The sequence below is a fragment of the Neobacillus sp. 19 genome, from assembly GCF_049463095.1.
Taxonomy (GTDB): Bacteria; Bacillota; Bacilli; order Bacillales; family Cytobacillaceae; genus Neobacillus.
Genome location: NZ_JBMPZU010000058.1, coordinates 265,643 through 278,548, shown reverse-complemented (window position 1 = coordinate 278,548; position 12,906 = coordinate 265,643). Strand labels below are relative to the sequence as shown.

Below are 12,906 nucleotides of genomic sequence, written 5' to 3'. Positions count from 1 at the left end.
ATGAAGTTTCGCTTAACGGGAAAATTCGGAGAACTCTCACCAGTTCGCGACTTCCAGCCACATTCCGGAATAGACCTCGCCATGCCGGAAGGAACGACTCTTCGATCCATTGCCGACGGTGTAGTTGATAAAGTATTTGACGGATCGGGCGCAATAGGCAAGGGTCTATCCGTAAAAATGCCCGATGGCACTCGGACTATTTACGGCCATATGAACGAAGTGAAAGCGCGTATTGGCGAGCATATAAACGCTGGCGAAATAATAGGGCTTAGCGGTAATACCGGCAATTCGACGGGACCACATCTTCATTTCGGAATGAAGGACGCAAGTGGCCACGTAATCGACCCGACAGCACACGCCGACAAACTCGCCAGTATTAGCGGAAATGATGTAACGCTCGGTCCGTTGGGGCACTTAGTTTCGTGGGGCACGGAAACATTGCGCGAAAAGGCAGCGGACGCCACTACCGAAATATTGTTCGGAGTATTTGACGCATTAAAAGATTTGTTGCTCGGAACGACGCTAATTGGCGCAGGCGTGCTAATCCTTTTAAAAGTCGCTGGTTGGCGCGATGGTGGCCGATGGGCGGGCGTACTGATTTTCGTTAACATTCTGCTGAAATTTTTATTCGGAGGTATATAATATGAAGAAACTCAGAATTTCCGATTATATCAACGTCGTCAAACCGTCCTACGCTTGCCTTCGCCTGACTCCTAACAATTCTATTCGCAATCAATCCACTCATAAAATCGCCAAATCCATCGCATCTCTTTATCGCAACGTCACACAAAATATCCGTAAAGAAAACGCTAAAGTTATTAAGGTGTTGGGGCGTGAGTTTCTATTCGGGACTAAATTCACCGTCGAGACTAGCGCAAAGGTTTCGTATTACGTCTATATCGAAAAGAAAAAGGTCGAGTTTTACTTCGTCATTCCTCGCAACTATTTAACGTTAATCAAGGAAAAGATTTCGGACTCATGGACGAATATCACCGTTAAGGAGGTCGCAACATTGCCGTCCTTTTCAGAATCAGCTACTAAATATTCGCTTGCTTATACGAAAGAGGATGCGCTAAGCATCGCCACCGATCGGCGTAATGACGACCTGCTCCGTTCCAAACTAAACGTCGTTGACGTAATGGAAGAAGGCGATAAAGTCGGCGTGTTCTACAACTTTAAACCTACGACGCAGTTTACCTGGCGGAGCACCTACGAAAATACGATTCGCAAGGTCAAACGAGGTCTTCCAATCGACCGTAATAAGGTGGGGGTAGGTTACGCATTTAAGACGATTGTAGGCGTAATTTCAGCGCTATTTGACGACTTAGGAGACGTGTTAGGAGGCGGGAATGGTAAGCGTAAGGGAGAAGGACTAAACGGTCTAGAGGGTCTGCTAGAGGCGTTAAATGGAATGGCACGAAAGCCTAGTAAAGCGACGATTAAAAAGGCGTCGGCAACCATCCTCGATACACAAATCGTAGTCATGAGCGAATCATCCGATAAGTTAAGACAGAGGAATAACGCACGGAGCCTAACGCAAGCATTCGAAACAATAACGGAAGATAATCGACTGGCACCGAAGCCATTACGTAAGTCCTTCAAGTTTACGGACTATTCGATAGCGGGATCGGAAGTAAATAAACTCGGCGACGAAGAGGCGCAAAACTTTATCGCAATGGCCGGCCGTGATATTCTCGAGCGTTATAACTTTATCGAAAAGGTTGAAACGCAAGAAACGGAAGTGCCGGAGGACTTGCAGAAAGGGGATATATACCTGGGTGAAGTGACTTATCGAGGTCATAAACAGCCTGCTTATTTAACAACAGACAAAGAATTTAAGAATCTAGCATTAATGGTTGTAGGACCCCAACGAGCAGGTAAAACGACTCTGTTCGGAAATTTTACAAAAAATGCAATAGACGTTGGAGACTGTGTTATTATGTTTGATTTTATCGAGAATTGCGAAATGAGCTCGCAAGTGGCTTCGTTATTTCCACCGGAAAAAGTCTTGAATATCGAATGCGACGACATTAAGAAAGCGCAAGGGCTCGGCTATAATGAGGTGCGGATAAGCGACGATCCCTGGACGCAATATACGAACGCAAAAATGCAGACTACGCAATTGATGGATTTAATTAACGCTGTCAATACGGATGATAAGCGGTTGGCTCCGAAGATGGAACGTTATTTAGAGAGCGCGGCCAACGTCGTATTTATCCAAGGCGGAAGCATTAAGGACGTTTTCGATGTGCTAACGAGCCATAATAGGCGCGGTCAATGTATCCGATTAGTTTCGCCTGCCCATCACGAATATCTATCGGAGTGCCTCGAGAGTTTGACGGAGCTCGACGACTACGATAAGGACGGCAAATTGCGTGGAACAAAGCTCGATAGGATTGTCGGCATTATCGACCGTCTGAGCAAACTGAAGCATAATCCGTATATGGAGCTGATGCTGCAGAAGTCGACGGCGGACAATATCGACCTGGTAACGGAAATCGAAAAGAACCAGCTTATCTGCATCAAAATGCCAGAAGATATGTTTAATACGGATAGCGAGCGCGACATTTACACGACGTACTGGATTTCGAAAGTATGGCTTGCGCTTCAGATTCGCGCCAGTTTGATTCCGAAAGATAAGCGTAAAACTTGCCACCTTATAATCGATGAATTATACCAGGTGCAGAATACGGAGGCGTTCTTGAGTACGAAGCTGAACCGTCTTTCTAAGTTCCGATTAAAGCCGATCATAAGTTGCCATTATCTCGATCAACTTCGCCATCTGAAGAAGGAGCTTAGCGGAGCCAATGCGTCATATATGTTGCTTAGCGGTTGCGACCGAGATAATTTTCGTGATCTGGCCGAAAATCTGCGTCCCTTCGAATTGGATTCGCTTATTAATTTACCGAAGTATCATTCGTTAAACTTAATTAAGAATAAAACGGGATATGGACGATTTATAACGAAATTACCGGCGCCAGTGAAGGAGGCATCGAAATGTTAACGATATATTGGTGTGAATTCTGCGGCTCAAAGTTTGCGACATTTGCTCGTTTTCCAGCGGACATAATGCCTTACTGTGTTAATTGCGCAAACGACGAAGACGTCACGGAGATGGAGACGATTGACTTGCCCGCATATTAATTGCGGGTTTTCTTTCACTTGATTAACGAACTAACGTTCGGTTATAATATCGTTAGGAGCGTGATATATAATGGAACTTAAGGATCGCGGAATACTGAAATGGGCGCCTGCCTCATTCATGCCAGAGGGCTTAGCGATGACTCGCGCAATGTATCGAGAGGACGAACGGATAGCTATGCCGTTGTTAGACGAATATCAAATCGATGAATTCGACCGGAAAGTATGCTACGCAATGGAATACGCCCTGCCGGTTAAATTTCGCATATGGGAAGAAGGTTTCGAGCTCGAAATAGAAGGGCGCGTACATCGGCGCGATGAGATAACGAGAGAGCTGCGGGTTGAGTTAGCGGACGGCACGTTTGATATCGTGAGGGCTGGCGAGTTAGTTGGCGTTGAGGTGATCGAGGATTAATTTACGGATTGCTGCGCGAATTTCCTGTTTCGTACTTATTATAAGGTAATAGGACATACGCTAATTTGCGTATTTATTACTGAGGTGAGTGGAAATGGAAAAAGTCATGCTTGATGTTAAAGATATCATGCGATTAACTGGCGTAGGCAGAGATAAGGCTTACGGTTTACTTTATAGTAAACAATTTCCTATTAAGACAATAGGTAAGAAGAAGTTAGTCCATAAAGATATATTTAACGAATGGTTAAAAGGCAAGGAGTATAAGGTTCGTTGAATCTTGTACTCCTTTTTCTATAGGTGTGGTAAACTATTTTATAGTCACACTTATAGTCACTCAAACTTTAATCTATAGAGGTGGCTATAATGGCAGCAATTAAACAAGACAAATATGGTTACTATTTTGTACTCAGTGCAGGTTATCACCCAGATGGAAGAAGAAGACAAATCAAACGAACTGGATTTAGGACGAAGCGTGAAGCACAAGCAGAAATGGATCATGTTAAATCCGAGTTAGTTAATGATGAGTATATTCAACCTTCTTCCACATATCTGAACGACTTTATCGATGAGTATCTTGAAATGAAAAAACGAAGCGTTGAAGATTCTACAATGCTAAGGTACAGGCGAGAAGTTAAATCCCACATTAAACCTTATTTCCAAAACATGAAAATGCAAAATTTAAATCCATTTCTTATGCAAAAGTTTTTCAACTATTTAATAGAAGAAAAGCGGTTTTCGCGTAACACCTGTGAGATAAGCAGAAGGATATTAAGTGGAGCTTTGAGTAAGGCGGTAGAATTAAAAATAATTAAAGATACTCCAATGAAAGGGATTGAACTTTCTAAAGAAAAGGAGTATGAATTTAATGTTTGGAATAAGGAACAAATCAATACCTTTTTAGATATTGCTGATACTCAGTATGTTAAGTATGCAAAACATTACACTACAATCCTTCTTGCTCTAATGACTGGCATGCGTAAGGGGGAAGTATTAGCATTAACGTGGGATAACGTGGACTTAGAAAAGAAAACAATACAGATTGATAAAATTTTAGATGAAAAAAATAAAATTCAATTCAGAACAAAAACATCATCAAGTAAGAGGCTAATTACAATCCCTGAAATATTAGTTAAACATTTAAAGGAACATAAATTGAAACAAGAAGAGGAATTAAAGAAACACAAGTGTATCAATGAGAATAATTTAGTCATATGCACTCTAAGAGGGAAAGCTGTTTATAGTTGTAATGCAAATCGATTGTTGAAAAGTATTTGCGAAAAGTTTGATTTACCACAGCTTCGATTTCATGATCTAAGACATACACATGCTACCACTCTTATTGCAGATGATGTAAATTTTAAAATCGTGCAACAACGTCTTGGTCACAAAAAATCAAAAACAACTTTAGACACATATAGTCACGTATTACCGGAAATGCAACAAGTAGCTGCAGATAAATTAGATCAGTTATTTGGTGACTAAAACATGAAACGTGACTAAAATGTGACTAAGGCAATGCGGCTGATCCTGAACCATTGATTAATAAAGGCTTGTATATAAGTAACAATGGATGGGCTCCTTCCATATACTATCGTAGTGATTGGAAGGAAGGAGTCAAAGACTAATGGTTCAGTTGTTCTCACTTCTCATATTAGCTTTTGCTCTCAGTCTTGACAGCTTTAGCGTCGGGTTTACCTATGGGCTGCGGCAAATGGTCATGCCGATTAAGTCAATACTCATAATAGCAACGTGCTCGGCCGTCTCATTAATGATTGCCCTGTCAATCGGACATGGACTTGAAAAGGTGCTGTCACCGGGCATTACCGCAAAGCTTGGGGGAATCATTCTAATCGCCCTCGGTGCCTGGGTATTGTACCAATTTTTTCGGCCGGAAAAAGAAAAAGAAGTTTTAAAACATGAAAAGACCATCATTAATTTTGAAATCCGCTCCCTAGGCATAGCCATTAATATTCTGAAAAAGCCGATGTCCGCTGATTTTGACAAATCTGGAACGATTACGGGGATTGAAGCGTTTATGCTTGGCTTTGCCTTGTCCTTAGATTCATTTGGTGCAGGAATTGGAGCGGCCATGCTTGGGTTCTCCCCGTTTTATTTAGCCATTACTGTAGCGATTATGAGCTCATTATTTGTGCTTTTAGGGATTAAAAGTGGAACCTTCTTTCGTAAATTTGAATGGGTCCAAAAGTTTTCGTTTTTACCAGGGATTCTTTTAATTATTATTGGAATATGGAAGCTATAGTGGAATAGAAAGGAAACGAGCATGACACTAGTTATCGGGTTAACAGGCGGTATCGCCAGTGGAAAAAGTACCGTATCAAACATGTTAAAAGAAATGGATATAACAGTAATCGATGCCGATGTTGAAGCACGCCTGGCGGTGGAAAAAGGGGAACCTGCATACTACAAAATCATCGCTGCATTTGGCCATGAAATTTTAAAGGAAGATAGCAAAATTGATCGCTCTAAACTTGGTTCAATTATTTTCCATCATGCAGAGAAGAGACAGCTTTTAAATGAAATGACCCACCCGGAAGTTAGAAAAAGAATGATGGAACAAGTTGAAAAGGCAAAAAAAAACCATGAAAAAGTAGTAGTTTTAGATATCCCTTTGTTATTTGAAAGTAAACTAACATATCTGGCGGATAAAACCATTCTTGTATATGTGGACAATGAAATACAATTGCAAAGATTAATGGCAAGAAATCATTTTACGCGGGATGAAGCTGAAGCGAGAATCCGTTCGCAAATGCCGCTGTCTGAAAAAGTAGCACTCGCAGATGCGGTGATTAATAACAATGGGTCTATTAGCGAAACAAAAAAACAGCTCATGGAAGTACTGATAAATTGGAAAATTAATATCGAATAATGGTAAAGAGAAGGAGCCCCAGCGGCTCCTTCTTTCTTTTTTTGGGGGTTAATAAGTGACCAAAGTAAAAAACATAAATAATTCCGCATTTTATTCATCACAATTTCACCTAATTGTGTTATACTAATTACAACAATACAAGTTAAAAGTATAACATTAATGCGGAAGGGGCCGTAAAATGATGACGAAGATTGCAATTAATGGTTTTGGGAGAATTGGAAGGATGGTTTTCAGAAAAGCAATCCTTGAAAATAAACTGGAGGTTGTAGCAATTAATGCGAGCTATCCTGCAGAAACATTAGCACATTTAATTAAATATGACACAAACCATGGACCATTCCAAGGTGATGTGATTGCTTTAGATGATGAGTTAATTGTTAATGGAAGAAGAATTAAACTATTAAGCAGCCGAAATCCTGGAGAGCTTCCATGGAAAGAGCTTGGGATTGACATTGTGATTGAGGCAACTGGAAAATTTAATGCAAGGGAACAAGCAGCCCTTCACTTAGATGCTGGAGCAAAAAAGGTGATTTTGACTGCTCCGGGGAAAAATGAAGATATTACTATCGTAATGGGTGTGAATGATGAAAAACTTGATGTTACGATGCATGATGTTATTTCAAATGCTTCATGTACAACGAACTGCCTTGCACCCGTTGCAAAGGTATTGGACGAGAAGTTTGGGATTGAAAGCGGCCTGATGACAACAATCCATGCCTATACAAACGATCAAAAGAATATCGATAATCCACATAAGGATTTACGGAGAGCGCGTGCATGTGGACAATCCATTATTCCGACATCAACTGGTGCGGCAAAAGCATTATCACTTGTGTTGCCACAGCTGAAAGGGAAATTACATGGGATGTCACTTCGTGTACCTACGCCTAATGTTTCACTCGTAGATCTGGTTGTGGATTTGAAACAAGATGTAACTGTTGAAGATATTAATCATGCATTTATTGAAGCGTCAAACGGTTCATTAAAAGGCATTCTTGATTTCACGATGGAGCCGCTTGTATCGGTTGATTTTAATACAAATGAACATTCAGCGATAATTGACGGTCTTTCAACAATGGTATTGGGGGCAAGAAAGGTGAAAGTTTTGGCTTGGTACGATAATGAGTGGGGGTACTCTTCAAGGGTCGTTGATCTAGCCCTCTACGTAGCAGAACAAATTGCCGATGCTTCCAAGGTCAAGGTTGGCTAAAAACAAAATAAATAAAAAAATGCTGTCAAATGACAGCGTTTTTTTATGTGAACACTCTTACATGTTTATCTTTATAAAAATTAATTTGGTAGGTTGCAAAATAAATATAAACAAAGTATACTAGTCATCGTGAACTTCTTGAAATCAGGTAGCGATTAATTACTTAAAGGGTTAGGACCTCTTTGGACTAACTTTCCCCCGTGGTAGTTACTAAGATACCGTCAATAGCAGGATTTCAAGAAACAATCATAAAAGCTAAAAGGGGGAAAAATGAATATGGAAACAATGGGCCGTCACGTAATCTCTGAGCTTTGGGGTTGCGATTTTGAAAAATTAAATGATTTGGATTTTATTGAAACAACTTTTGTCGAAGCTGCGCTTAAATCAGGTGCTGAAATTCGTGAGGTAGCATTTCATAAATTTGCCCCACAAGGTGTCAGCGGTGTCGTTATTATTTCGGAATCACACCTTACCATCCACAGTTTTCCTGAACACGGATATGCGAGTATCGATGTGTATACATGCGGTGATTTAAATCCGAATGTAGCTGCTGATTATATTGCTGAAGCATTAAATGCTCAAACACGTGAAAATATTGAAATCCCGCGTGGAATGGGTCCTGTACATGTAAAACAGGCAAAGGCTCTATAATCTTAATTAAAACAAATAGTCAAGAGGTGTACCAATTGTACACCTCTTTTTATATTTTAGGTTAAATGTTGTAAACTAGATAAAGAAAACTCGCCGATTGGCGAGCCCGTTAGGGCGAAGACAGAGGCGTAGTTGCACTTATGCCTGATAGGAAAGTTATACTATCCTATCGGCTAAAAAGACATTTGGAGGATATTTATGGGTATTTTTACACGATTTAAAAAGCAGCTAGAAACATCAGACCATAATATGGATGATTCCTTGAAGACACATTATTATAAAGCAACGTTTAATCAAATGTTTCAATCAGTAGAAAAACTATTCCATGAAGATGCCGATTGCCAGGTAATGACGGTTTCGAAAGAACATGGTGAGATTGCGGTGGAAGTAAATAAACCAATACCGTGCTTTCTAATTGTCACCATCGTTTCTGTAAAACCAATGGAGACAGCAGTAGACTTTAATATTTCATCTGAAAAATTTTCATTGTTGGGCATTTATCCCGATTTAAAAAAACGCATCCAGTCCTATTACGGGCGGATTGGTCAACTACATAACCTTGTTGGAATCAAAAAAAACTCGTAACACTTCTACTTGTACAATGGTCCGCTTTTTAATAAGATAAAAGTAAGGATTTTGTCGGATTTGGAGCTGATTAACTAATGAAATGCCCTTCATGTCAAAACTATGGTACACGTGTGCTTGATTCCCGGCCCGTTGATGAAGGACGTGCAACACGGAGAAGACGAGAATGCGAAGAGTGTGGATATCGGTTTACTACTTTTGAAAAGATTGAAGAGATTCCCTTAATTGTGGTAAAAAAAGAAGGAACGAGGGAAGAGTTCAGTCGTGATAAGATACTGCGCGGCTTGATTAAGGCTTGTGAAAAGAGGCCGGTAGCCTTGAAGGAATTAGAAGATATCACTCATGGTGTTGAAAAGGATCTTCGCAGTCAGGGTATTTCCGAAATCAAAAGTGAAGCCGTTGGTGAAATGGTTATGGATAGGCTTGCGCATGTTGATGAGGTCGCATATGTGAGATTCGCCTCTGTCTACCGCCAATTTAAAGATATTAATGTATTTATAGAGGAATTAAAAGAATTAATAAAAAAAGAAAAATCCTAAAGGAGCTAAATTTTTTGGCTCTTTTTAATTGGAAAAGCGGAAGTTCACGAGCCGCTTGCCGCTGGAGCTGGACAATTATCTAATTAACAAGGGAAAGGTTGGAATGATATGGCGCAGCATTGGCAGGAAATTCTTCCTATCGACCGGTATATTGTAGCGGCCAATGGGCTTTTGCATGAGTATGACCGAAAAGTGCTGACGTTTTTATATCAGCCATTGATTGGGTCGACTTGTTTTAGTTTGTATATGACTCTTTGGACAGAGCTTGAGGAAAACCGGCTCTGGTCTGAATCCTCCACCCACCATTTTTTGATGAATTTAATGGGAATGAATTTAAAGGATATTTATGAAGCCCGATTAAAGCTTGAGGGCATTGGTCTATTAAAGACATTTGTCAAAACAGAGGACGGGGAACGGTCCTTTATTTATGAGCTGCATCCCCCGCTTAATCCGGAGCAATTCTTTTTAGATGGAATGTTAAATATTTACCTTTACCGGAAGATTGGCAAAACGCATTTTGCCCGTTTGAAACGATTCTTTACGGATCAGCAAAAGCCGGAAGAAAAAGTATACCAGGATGTGACGAGGGCCTTTCAGGATGTGTTTGCTTCAGCAACACCAGGCAGCCTTCAATACCTTCAGGATGTTTCTGAAGATATTGAAGAAGCTGGGGAACATACACAATTCATCGGCCGAAACGAATCGAATCCTATTCAAATTGATTATCGTCTTTTTGATTTTGATTTATTAGAAGCAGGTCTAAATGAATCGCTTGTCCCTAAAAAGGCACTTACACCTAAGGTGAAGAGTGTGATTAGCAATCTTGCCTTTCTGTATAATATAGATCCGATTGAAATGAAAAATTTCATCCTTGGTGCCATTAATCCCAATGATGAAATAGATATTGAAGATTTAAGAAAGGGTGCTCGTGATTGGTATCAATTCGAGAATTATGACCAGCTGCCAAGCCTGATTACCCGCACCCAACCAGCTGCCCTTCACACTCAGATAACCGAACCGAAAACACAGGAAGAAATATTAATCCACCATTATGAAACGAACTCACCGCTTACCGTTTTTAAACAATTTACGGGTGGTGTGGAGCCTTCAAACGCAAATCTGAAAACATTGGAAGAAATCATGATTAAGTATAATCTTCCACCTGGAGTAGTAAATGTTTTAATAGAGGTTGCATTAAGGAAATCAGATATGAAGTTTACTTTTGCGTTTGTTGATTCGATTGCCAGCCACTGGGCACGAAAGCATGTTAAAACAGTGAAGGAAGCAATGGAACTCGCAAAAAATAATGAAAGTGCTCAGAATGAAAGTAAAAAAGCTGGAAAGAGAGCGAACAAAAAGCCAATTCGGACAGAGCTAATACCTGATTGGTTTGATGAAAGTACTAAAACTGCCGCGGTGAAAGGCTATCCTCAAGAAGACAACTCCGAAGACGAAGCCAAGAAGCGGGCCATCGAAGAAAAATTAAAGGCGTTTAGGAAGTAGGAGGTGAATCGTATGGAGAAAATAAATAAAACATTACAGCGGCTTGCTTCAAATCAAAATTTTCAGAAGCGCTACCAGGAACAGCGTCAGGCAGTTCTTCAAAACGCAGGCATCCAAGCATTTTTAACAGAGCATAAAAATGAAATTACCCAAGACATGATTGAAAAAAGCATGAGCAAACTATACGAGTACACAAACCAATGCAAGGATTGCAGCCGCTGCGAAAGTCTTGATACATGTAAAAACTTTATGAAGGGGTACCACCCTGAATTGGTTTTATCGCGAAATTCTATCGATGTTGTCTATAAGCAATGCCACAAAAAAATCATGGCGGATGAGAAGAAGAAAAATGAAAAGCTGATCAAAAGCCTATATGTACCAAGAGATATATTGCAGGCGACGTTTGAGGACTTTGAAGGGGATACAGGCAGGCTTGATGCGGGTGATAAGGCTGCAACCTTCTTAATGAATTATGAAGCCGGGAAAAAAGCAAAAGGTTTATATTTATATGGCAAATTTGGTGTTGGCAAATCCTATATATTAGGGGCTATTGCCAATGAACTGGCTAGAAAACAAATTTCTTCGATGATTGTCTATGTTCCAGAATTACTTAGAGAAATGAAAAGCTCCATTGCCGATTCAACCTTAAATGAAAAAATTGAAGCGTTAAAAAAAGAGCCTATCCTGATGCTAGATGACATTGGAGCTGAAGCGGTGTCAAGCTGGACAAGGGATGAGGTGCTAGGGCCGATTTTGCAGTTCCGCATGCTTGAAAGTCTGCCAACATTTTTCACCTCTAATTTTGATTTTAAGGGGCTCGAGCATCACTTAACGTACAGTCAGCGCGGGGAAGAAGAAAAGATGAAAGCAATGCGGATTATGGAGAGGATCCGTTCATTAAGTGAACCAGTGCTCGTAGATGGCCCAAATCGGAGATAAAACCATAAATTATGGATTGTCGTTATAAAACGGCGGTCCTTTTTTTATTTAAATGCAAAAAGCAGTGTCAAGCTAACTTCTATTTTGGTCAAGTCCCCCATATATATTTTAAAACAGGGATTTGCGAAAAGGGGGGGTTTGGTTGGCGGAAATCATCTTCCAAAGCAAGCTGGATGCGCGAAAGTTTTATCACCACTTGCTGAAGTACGTACCATATAATCCAGAAAAAGAAACAATTCTTCTTTTAGAAGATCGACATATAGTGAAATTAGTAAATAGCAGTACAAGCCTTGAGGGATTTGAGGTGCTGAAAACGGCATTCTATGATTATATTACAAGTATTAAACGAAATGATTGGTTTAGAGAAATCATTAGGAATCAATATTATTTTGAGGATCTAGAAGAGATTCAGCAAATAATGGAGATTATCTATTCAATAATTGAAGGTCAAAGAGAGGATCTTGCCGTTTTTCTAAAAGAAACAAGCGGGGAGCTTGAACTTATTAAAGCTGCAATCAATCAAATTTTTCAAGGGGATGTTTCTTTCTCGTTTGATTCTTTTCTTAAGTTTCGTTTGCGTCCATACCTTCAGATTCTCGAAGGCTATGTGGAACTTGCTATTGATGAATATAAAATGGAGCAGGAATATCAAATGTTTGTCCAAATGCTGCGGGATTTTTTAATGAATCGGGAGCCGAAAATGGAGAGTCTCCATTTATTGTTTGATGAGGAAATCACCTTTTACAATGAGCAGTTTAGTGAGATGAAACGAGGAGAATTAGCAAGAATGATTGACCGGAAATTATTAGTTAATCATCCAGTGTATGTGGATTCAGCATCCATTGCGCCACTTTTATCGCTTGCACCTACGACCATTTTTATTTATACAAAAAATCCTGACGAACCCTTGGTCAGAACAATCAAAAATATCTTTGAAGAAAGAGTGAACATAAAGACATTTGATGCCCTTCGTGAAACGAAAAAATTGGCAGCGGATCAATATTCTTCTGAAAATCAGGCATGAAAAATAAAATTA

14 protein-coding genes are annotated in these 12,906 nt (G+C 40.0%); all 14 read left to right on the top strand.

All coding sequences use genetic code 11. The annotated features are described in order from the left end of the window. The 14 genes from ACO1D1_RS19130 to ytxC all read left to right on the top strand — a co-directional run bounded on the left by ACO1D1_RS19130 (position 1) and on the right by ytxC (position 12,894). Entirely contained in the window at positions 1-642 is a 642-nt protein-coding gene (locus tag ACO1D1_RS19130) for a M23 family metallopeptidase (protein WP_423336720.1), read from the top strand. Position 643: 1 nt separating this feature from the next. Beyond that, positions 644-3,004 (top strand): hypothetical protein, encoded by a 2,361-nt coding sequence (locus ACO1D1_RS19125; RefSeq protein ID WP_423336719.1) that lies wholly within the window; start codon positions 644-646, stop codon positions 3,002-3,004. A 210-nt stretch (positions 3,005-3,214) separates the two neighbouring features. Next, positions 3,215-3,556 (top strand): YolD-like family protein, encoded by a 342-nt coding sequence (locus tag ACO1D1_RS19120; RefSeq protein ID WP_423336718.1) that lies wholly within the window; start codon positions 3,215-3,217, stop codon positions 3,554-3,556. 94 nt (positions 3,557-3,650) lie between these two features. Continuing rightward, the gene (locus ACO1D1_RS19115; RefSeq protein WP_423336717.1) at positions 3,651-3,830 is read left to right on the top strand and encodes a helix-turn-helix domain-containing protein; all 180 of its coding nucleotides are present in this window, start codon (positions 3,651-3,653) and stop codon (positions 3,828-3,830) included. Between the two features lie 89 nt (positions 3,831-3,919). Then, positions 3,920-5,038 carry a tyrosine-type recombinase/integrase gene (locus ACO1D1_RS19110; RefSeq protein ID WP_423336716.1) on the top strand — a complete coding sequence of 373 codons (1,119 nt, stop codon included), beginning with the start codon at positions 3,920-3,922 and terminating at the stop codon, positions 5,036-5,038. A 142-nt stretch (positions 5,039-5,180) separates the two neighbouring features. Then, positions 5,181-5,816, top strand: a complete 636-nt coding sequence (gene ytaF / locus ACO1D1_RS19105; RefSeq protein WP_423336715.1) for a sporulation membrane protein YtaF — start codon at positions 5,181-5,183, stop codon at positions 5,814-5,816. Between the two features lie 21 nt (positions 5,817-5,837). Beyond that, positions 5,838-6,443 (top strand): dephospho-CoA kinase, encoded by a 606-nt coding sequence (gene coaE / locus ACO1D1_RS19100; protein WP_423336714.1) that lies wholly within the window; start codon positions 5,838-5,840, stop codon positions 6,441-6,443. 178 nt (positions 6,444-6,621) lie between these two features. Next, positions 6,622-7,653, top strand: a complete 1,032-nt coding sequence (locus tag ACO1D1_RS19095) for a glyceraldehyde-3-phosphate dehydrogenase (protein WP_149871215.1) — start codon at positions 6,622-6,624, stop codon at positions 7,651-7,653. Positions 7,654-7,929: 276 nt separating this feature from the next. Continuing rightward, a complete protein-coding gene (gene speD, locus ACO1D1_RS19090) occupies positions 7,930-8,304 on the top strand; it encodes an adenosylmethionine decarboxylase (protein WP_149872764.1) in 375 nt (124 codons plus the stop codon). Between the two features lie 198 nt (positions 8,305-8,502). After that, positions 8,503-8,889: a hypothetical protein gene (locus ACO1D1_RS19085; RefSeq protein WP_423336713.1), complete on the top strand. Its 387-nt coding sequence runs from the start codon at positions 8,503-8,505 to the stop codon at positions 8,887-8,889. A 77-nt stretch (positions 8,890-8,966) separates the two neighbouring features. Then, positions 8,967-9,428: a transcriptional regulator NrdR gene (gene nrdR, locus ACO1D1_RS19080; RefSeq protein WP_149871213.1), complete on the top strand. Its 462-nt coding sequence runs from the start codon at positions 8,967-8,969 to the stop codon at positions 9,426-9,428. Between the two features lie 108 nt (positions 9,429-9,536). Next, a complete protein-coding gene (locus tag ACO1D1_RS19075) occupies positions 9,537-10,931 on the top strand; it encodes a replication initiation and membrane attachment family protein (protein ID WP_423336712.1) in 1,395 nt (464 codons plus the stop codon). Between the two features lie 12 nt (positions 10,932-10,943). Beyond that, positions 10,944-11,870: a primosomal protein DnaI gene (gene dnaI / locus ACO1D1_RS19070; RefSeq protein WP_149871211.1), complete on the top strand. Its 927-nt coding sequence runs from the start codon at positions 10,944-10,946 to the stop codon at positions 11,868-11,870. Positions 11,871-12,012: 142 nt separating this feature from the next. Continuing rightward, positions 12,013-12,894 carry a putative sporulation protein YtxC gene (gene ytxC / locus ACO1D1_RS19065; protein ID WP_423336711.1) on the top strand — a complete coding sequence of 294 codons (882 nt, stop codon included), beginning with the start codon at positions 12,013-12,015 and terminating at the stop codon, positions 12,892-12,894. The last annotated feature ends 12 nt before the right edge of the window (positions 12,895-12,906 follow it).

Bases quoted from the DNA above. Each gene is read 5' to 3' on its own strand.
- ACO1D1_RS19110 (WP_423336716.1), top strand. From the start codon at position 3,920: ATGGCAGCAATTAAACAAGACAAATATGGTTACTATTTTGTACTCAGT.
- ACO1D1_RS19115 (WP_423336717.1), top strand. From the start codon at position 3,651: ATGGAAAAAGTCATGCTTGATGTTAAAGATATCATGCGATTAACTGGC.
- ACO1D1_RS19085 (WP_423336713.1), top strand. From the start codon at position 8,503: ATGGGTATTTTTACACGATTTAAAAAGCAGCTAGAAACATCAGACCAT.
- ACO1D1_RS19120 (WP_423336718.1), top strand. From the start codon at position 3,215: ATGGAACTTAAGGATCGCGGAATACTGAAATGGGCGCCTGCCTCATTC.
- coaE (WP_423336714.1), top strand. From the start codon at position 5,838: ATGACACTAGTTATCGGGTTAACAGGCGGTATCGCCAGTGGAAAAAGT.
- nrdR (WP_149871213.1), top strand. From the start codon at position 8,967: ATGAAATGCCCTTCATGTCAAAACTATGGTACACGTGTGCTTGATTCC.
- ytaF (WP_423336715.1), top strand. From the start codon at position 5,181: ATGGTTCAGTTGTTCTCACTTCTCATATTAGCTTTTGCTCTCAGTCTT.
- ACO1D1_RS19075 (WP_423336712.1), top strand. From the start codon at position 9,537: ATGGCGCAGCATTGGCAGGAAATTCTTCCTATCGACCGGTATATTGTA.
- ACO1D1_RS19125 (WP_423336719.1), top strand. From the start codon at position 644: ATGAAGAAACTCAGAATTTCCGATTATATCAACGTCGTCAAACCGTCC.
- ACO1D1_RS19130 (WP_423336720.1), top strand. From the start codon at position 1: ATGAAGTTTCGCTTAACGGGAAAATTCGGAGAACTCTCACCAGTTCGC.
- speD (WP_149872764.1), top strand. From the start codon at position 7,930: ATGGAAACAATGGGCCGTCACGTAATCTCTGAGCTTTGGGGTTGCGAT.
- dnaI (WP_149871211.1), top strand. From the start codon at position 10,944: ATGGAGAAAATAAATAAAACATTACAGCGGCTTGCTTCAAATCAAAAT.
- ACO1D1_RS19095 (WP_149871215.1), top strand. From the start codon at position 6,622: ATGATGACGAAGATTGCAATTAATGGTTTTGGGAGAATTGGAAGGATG.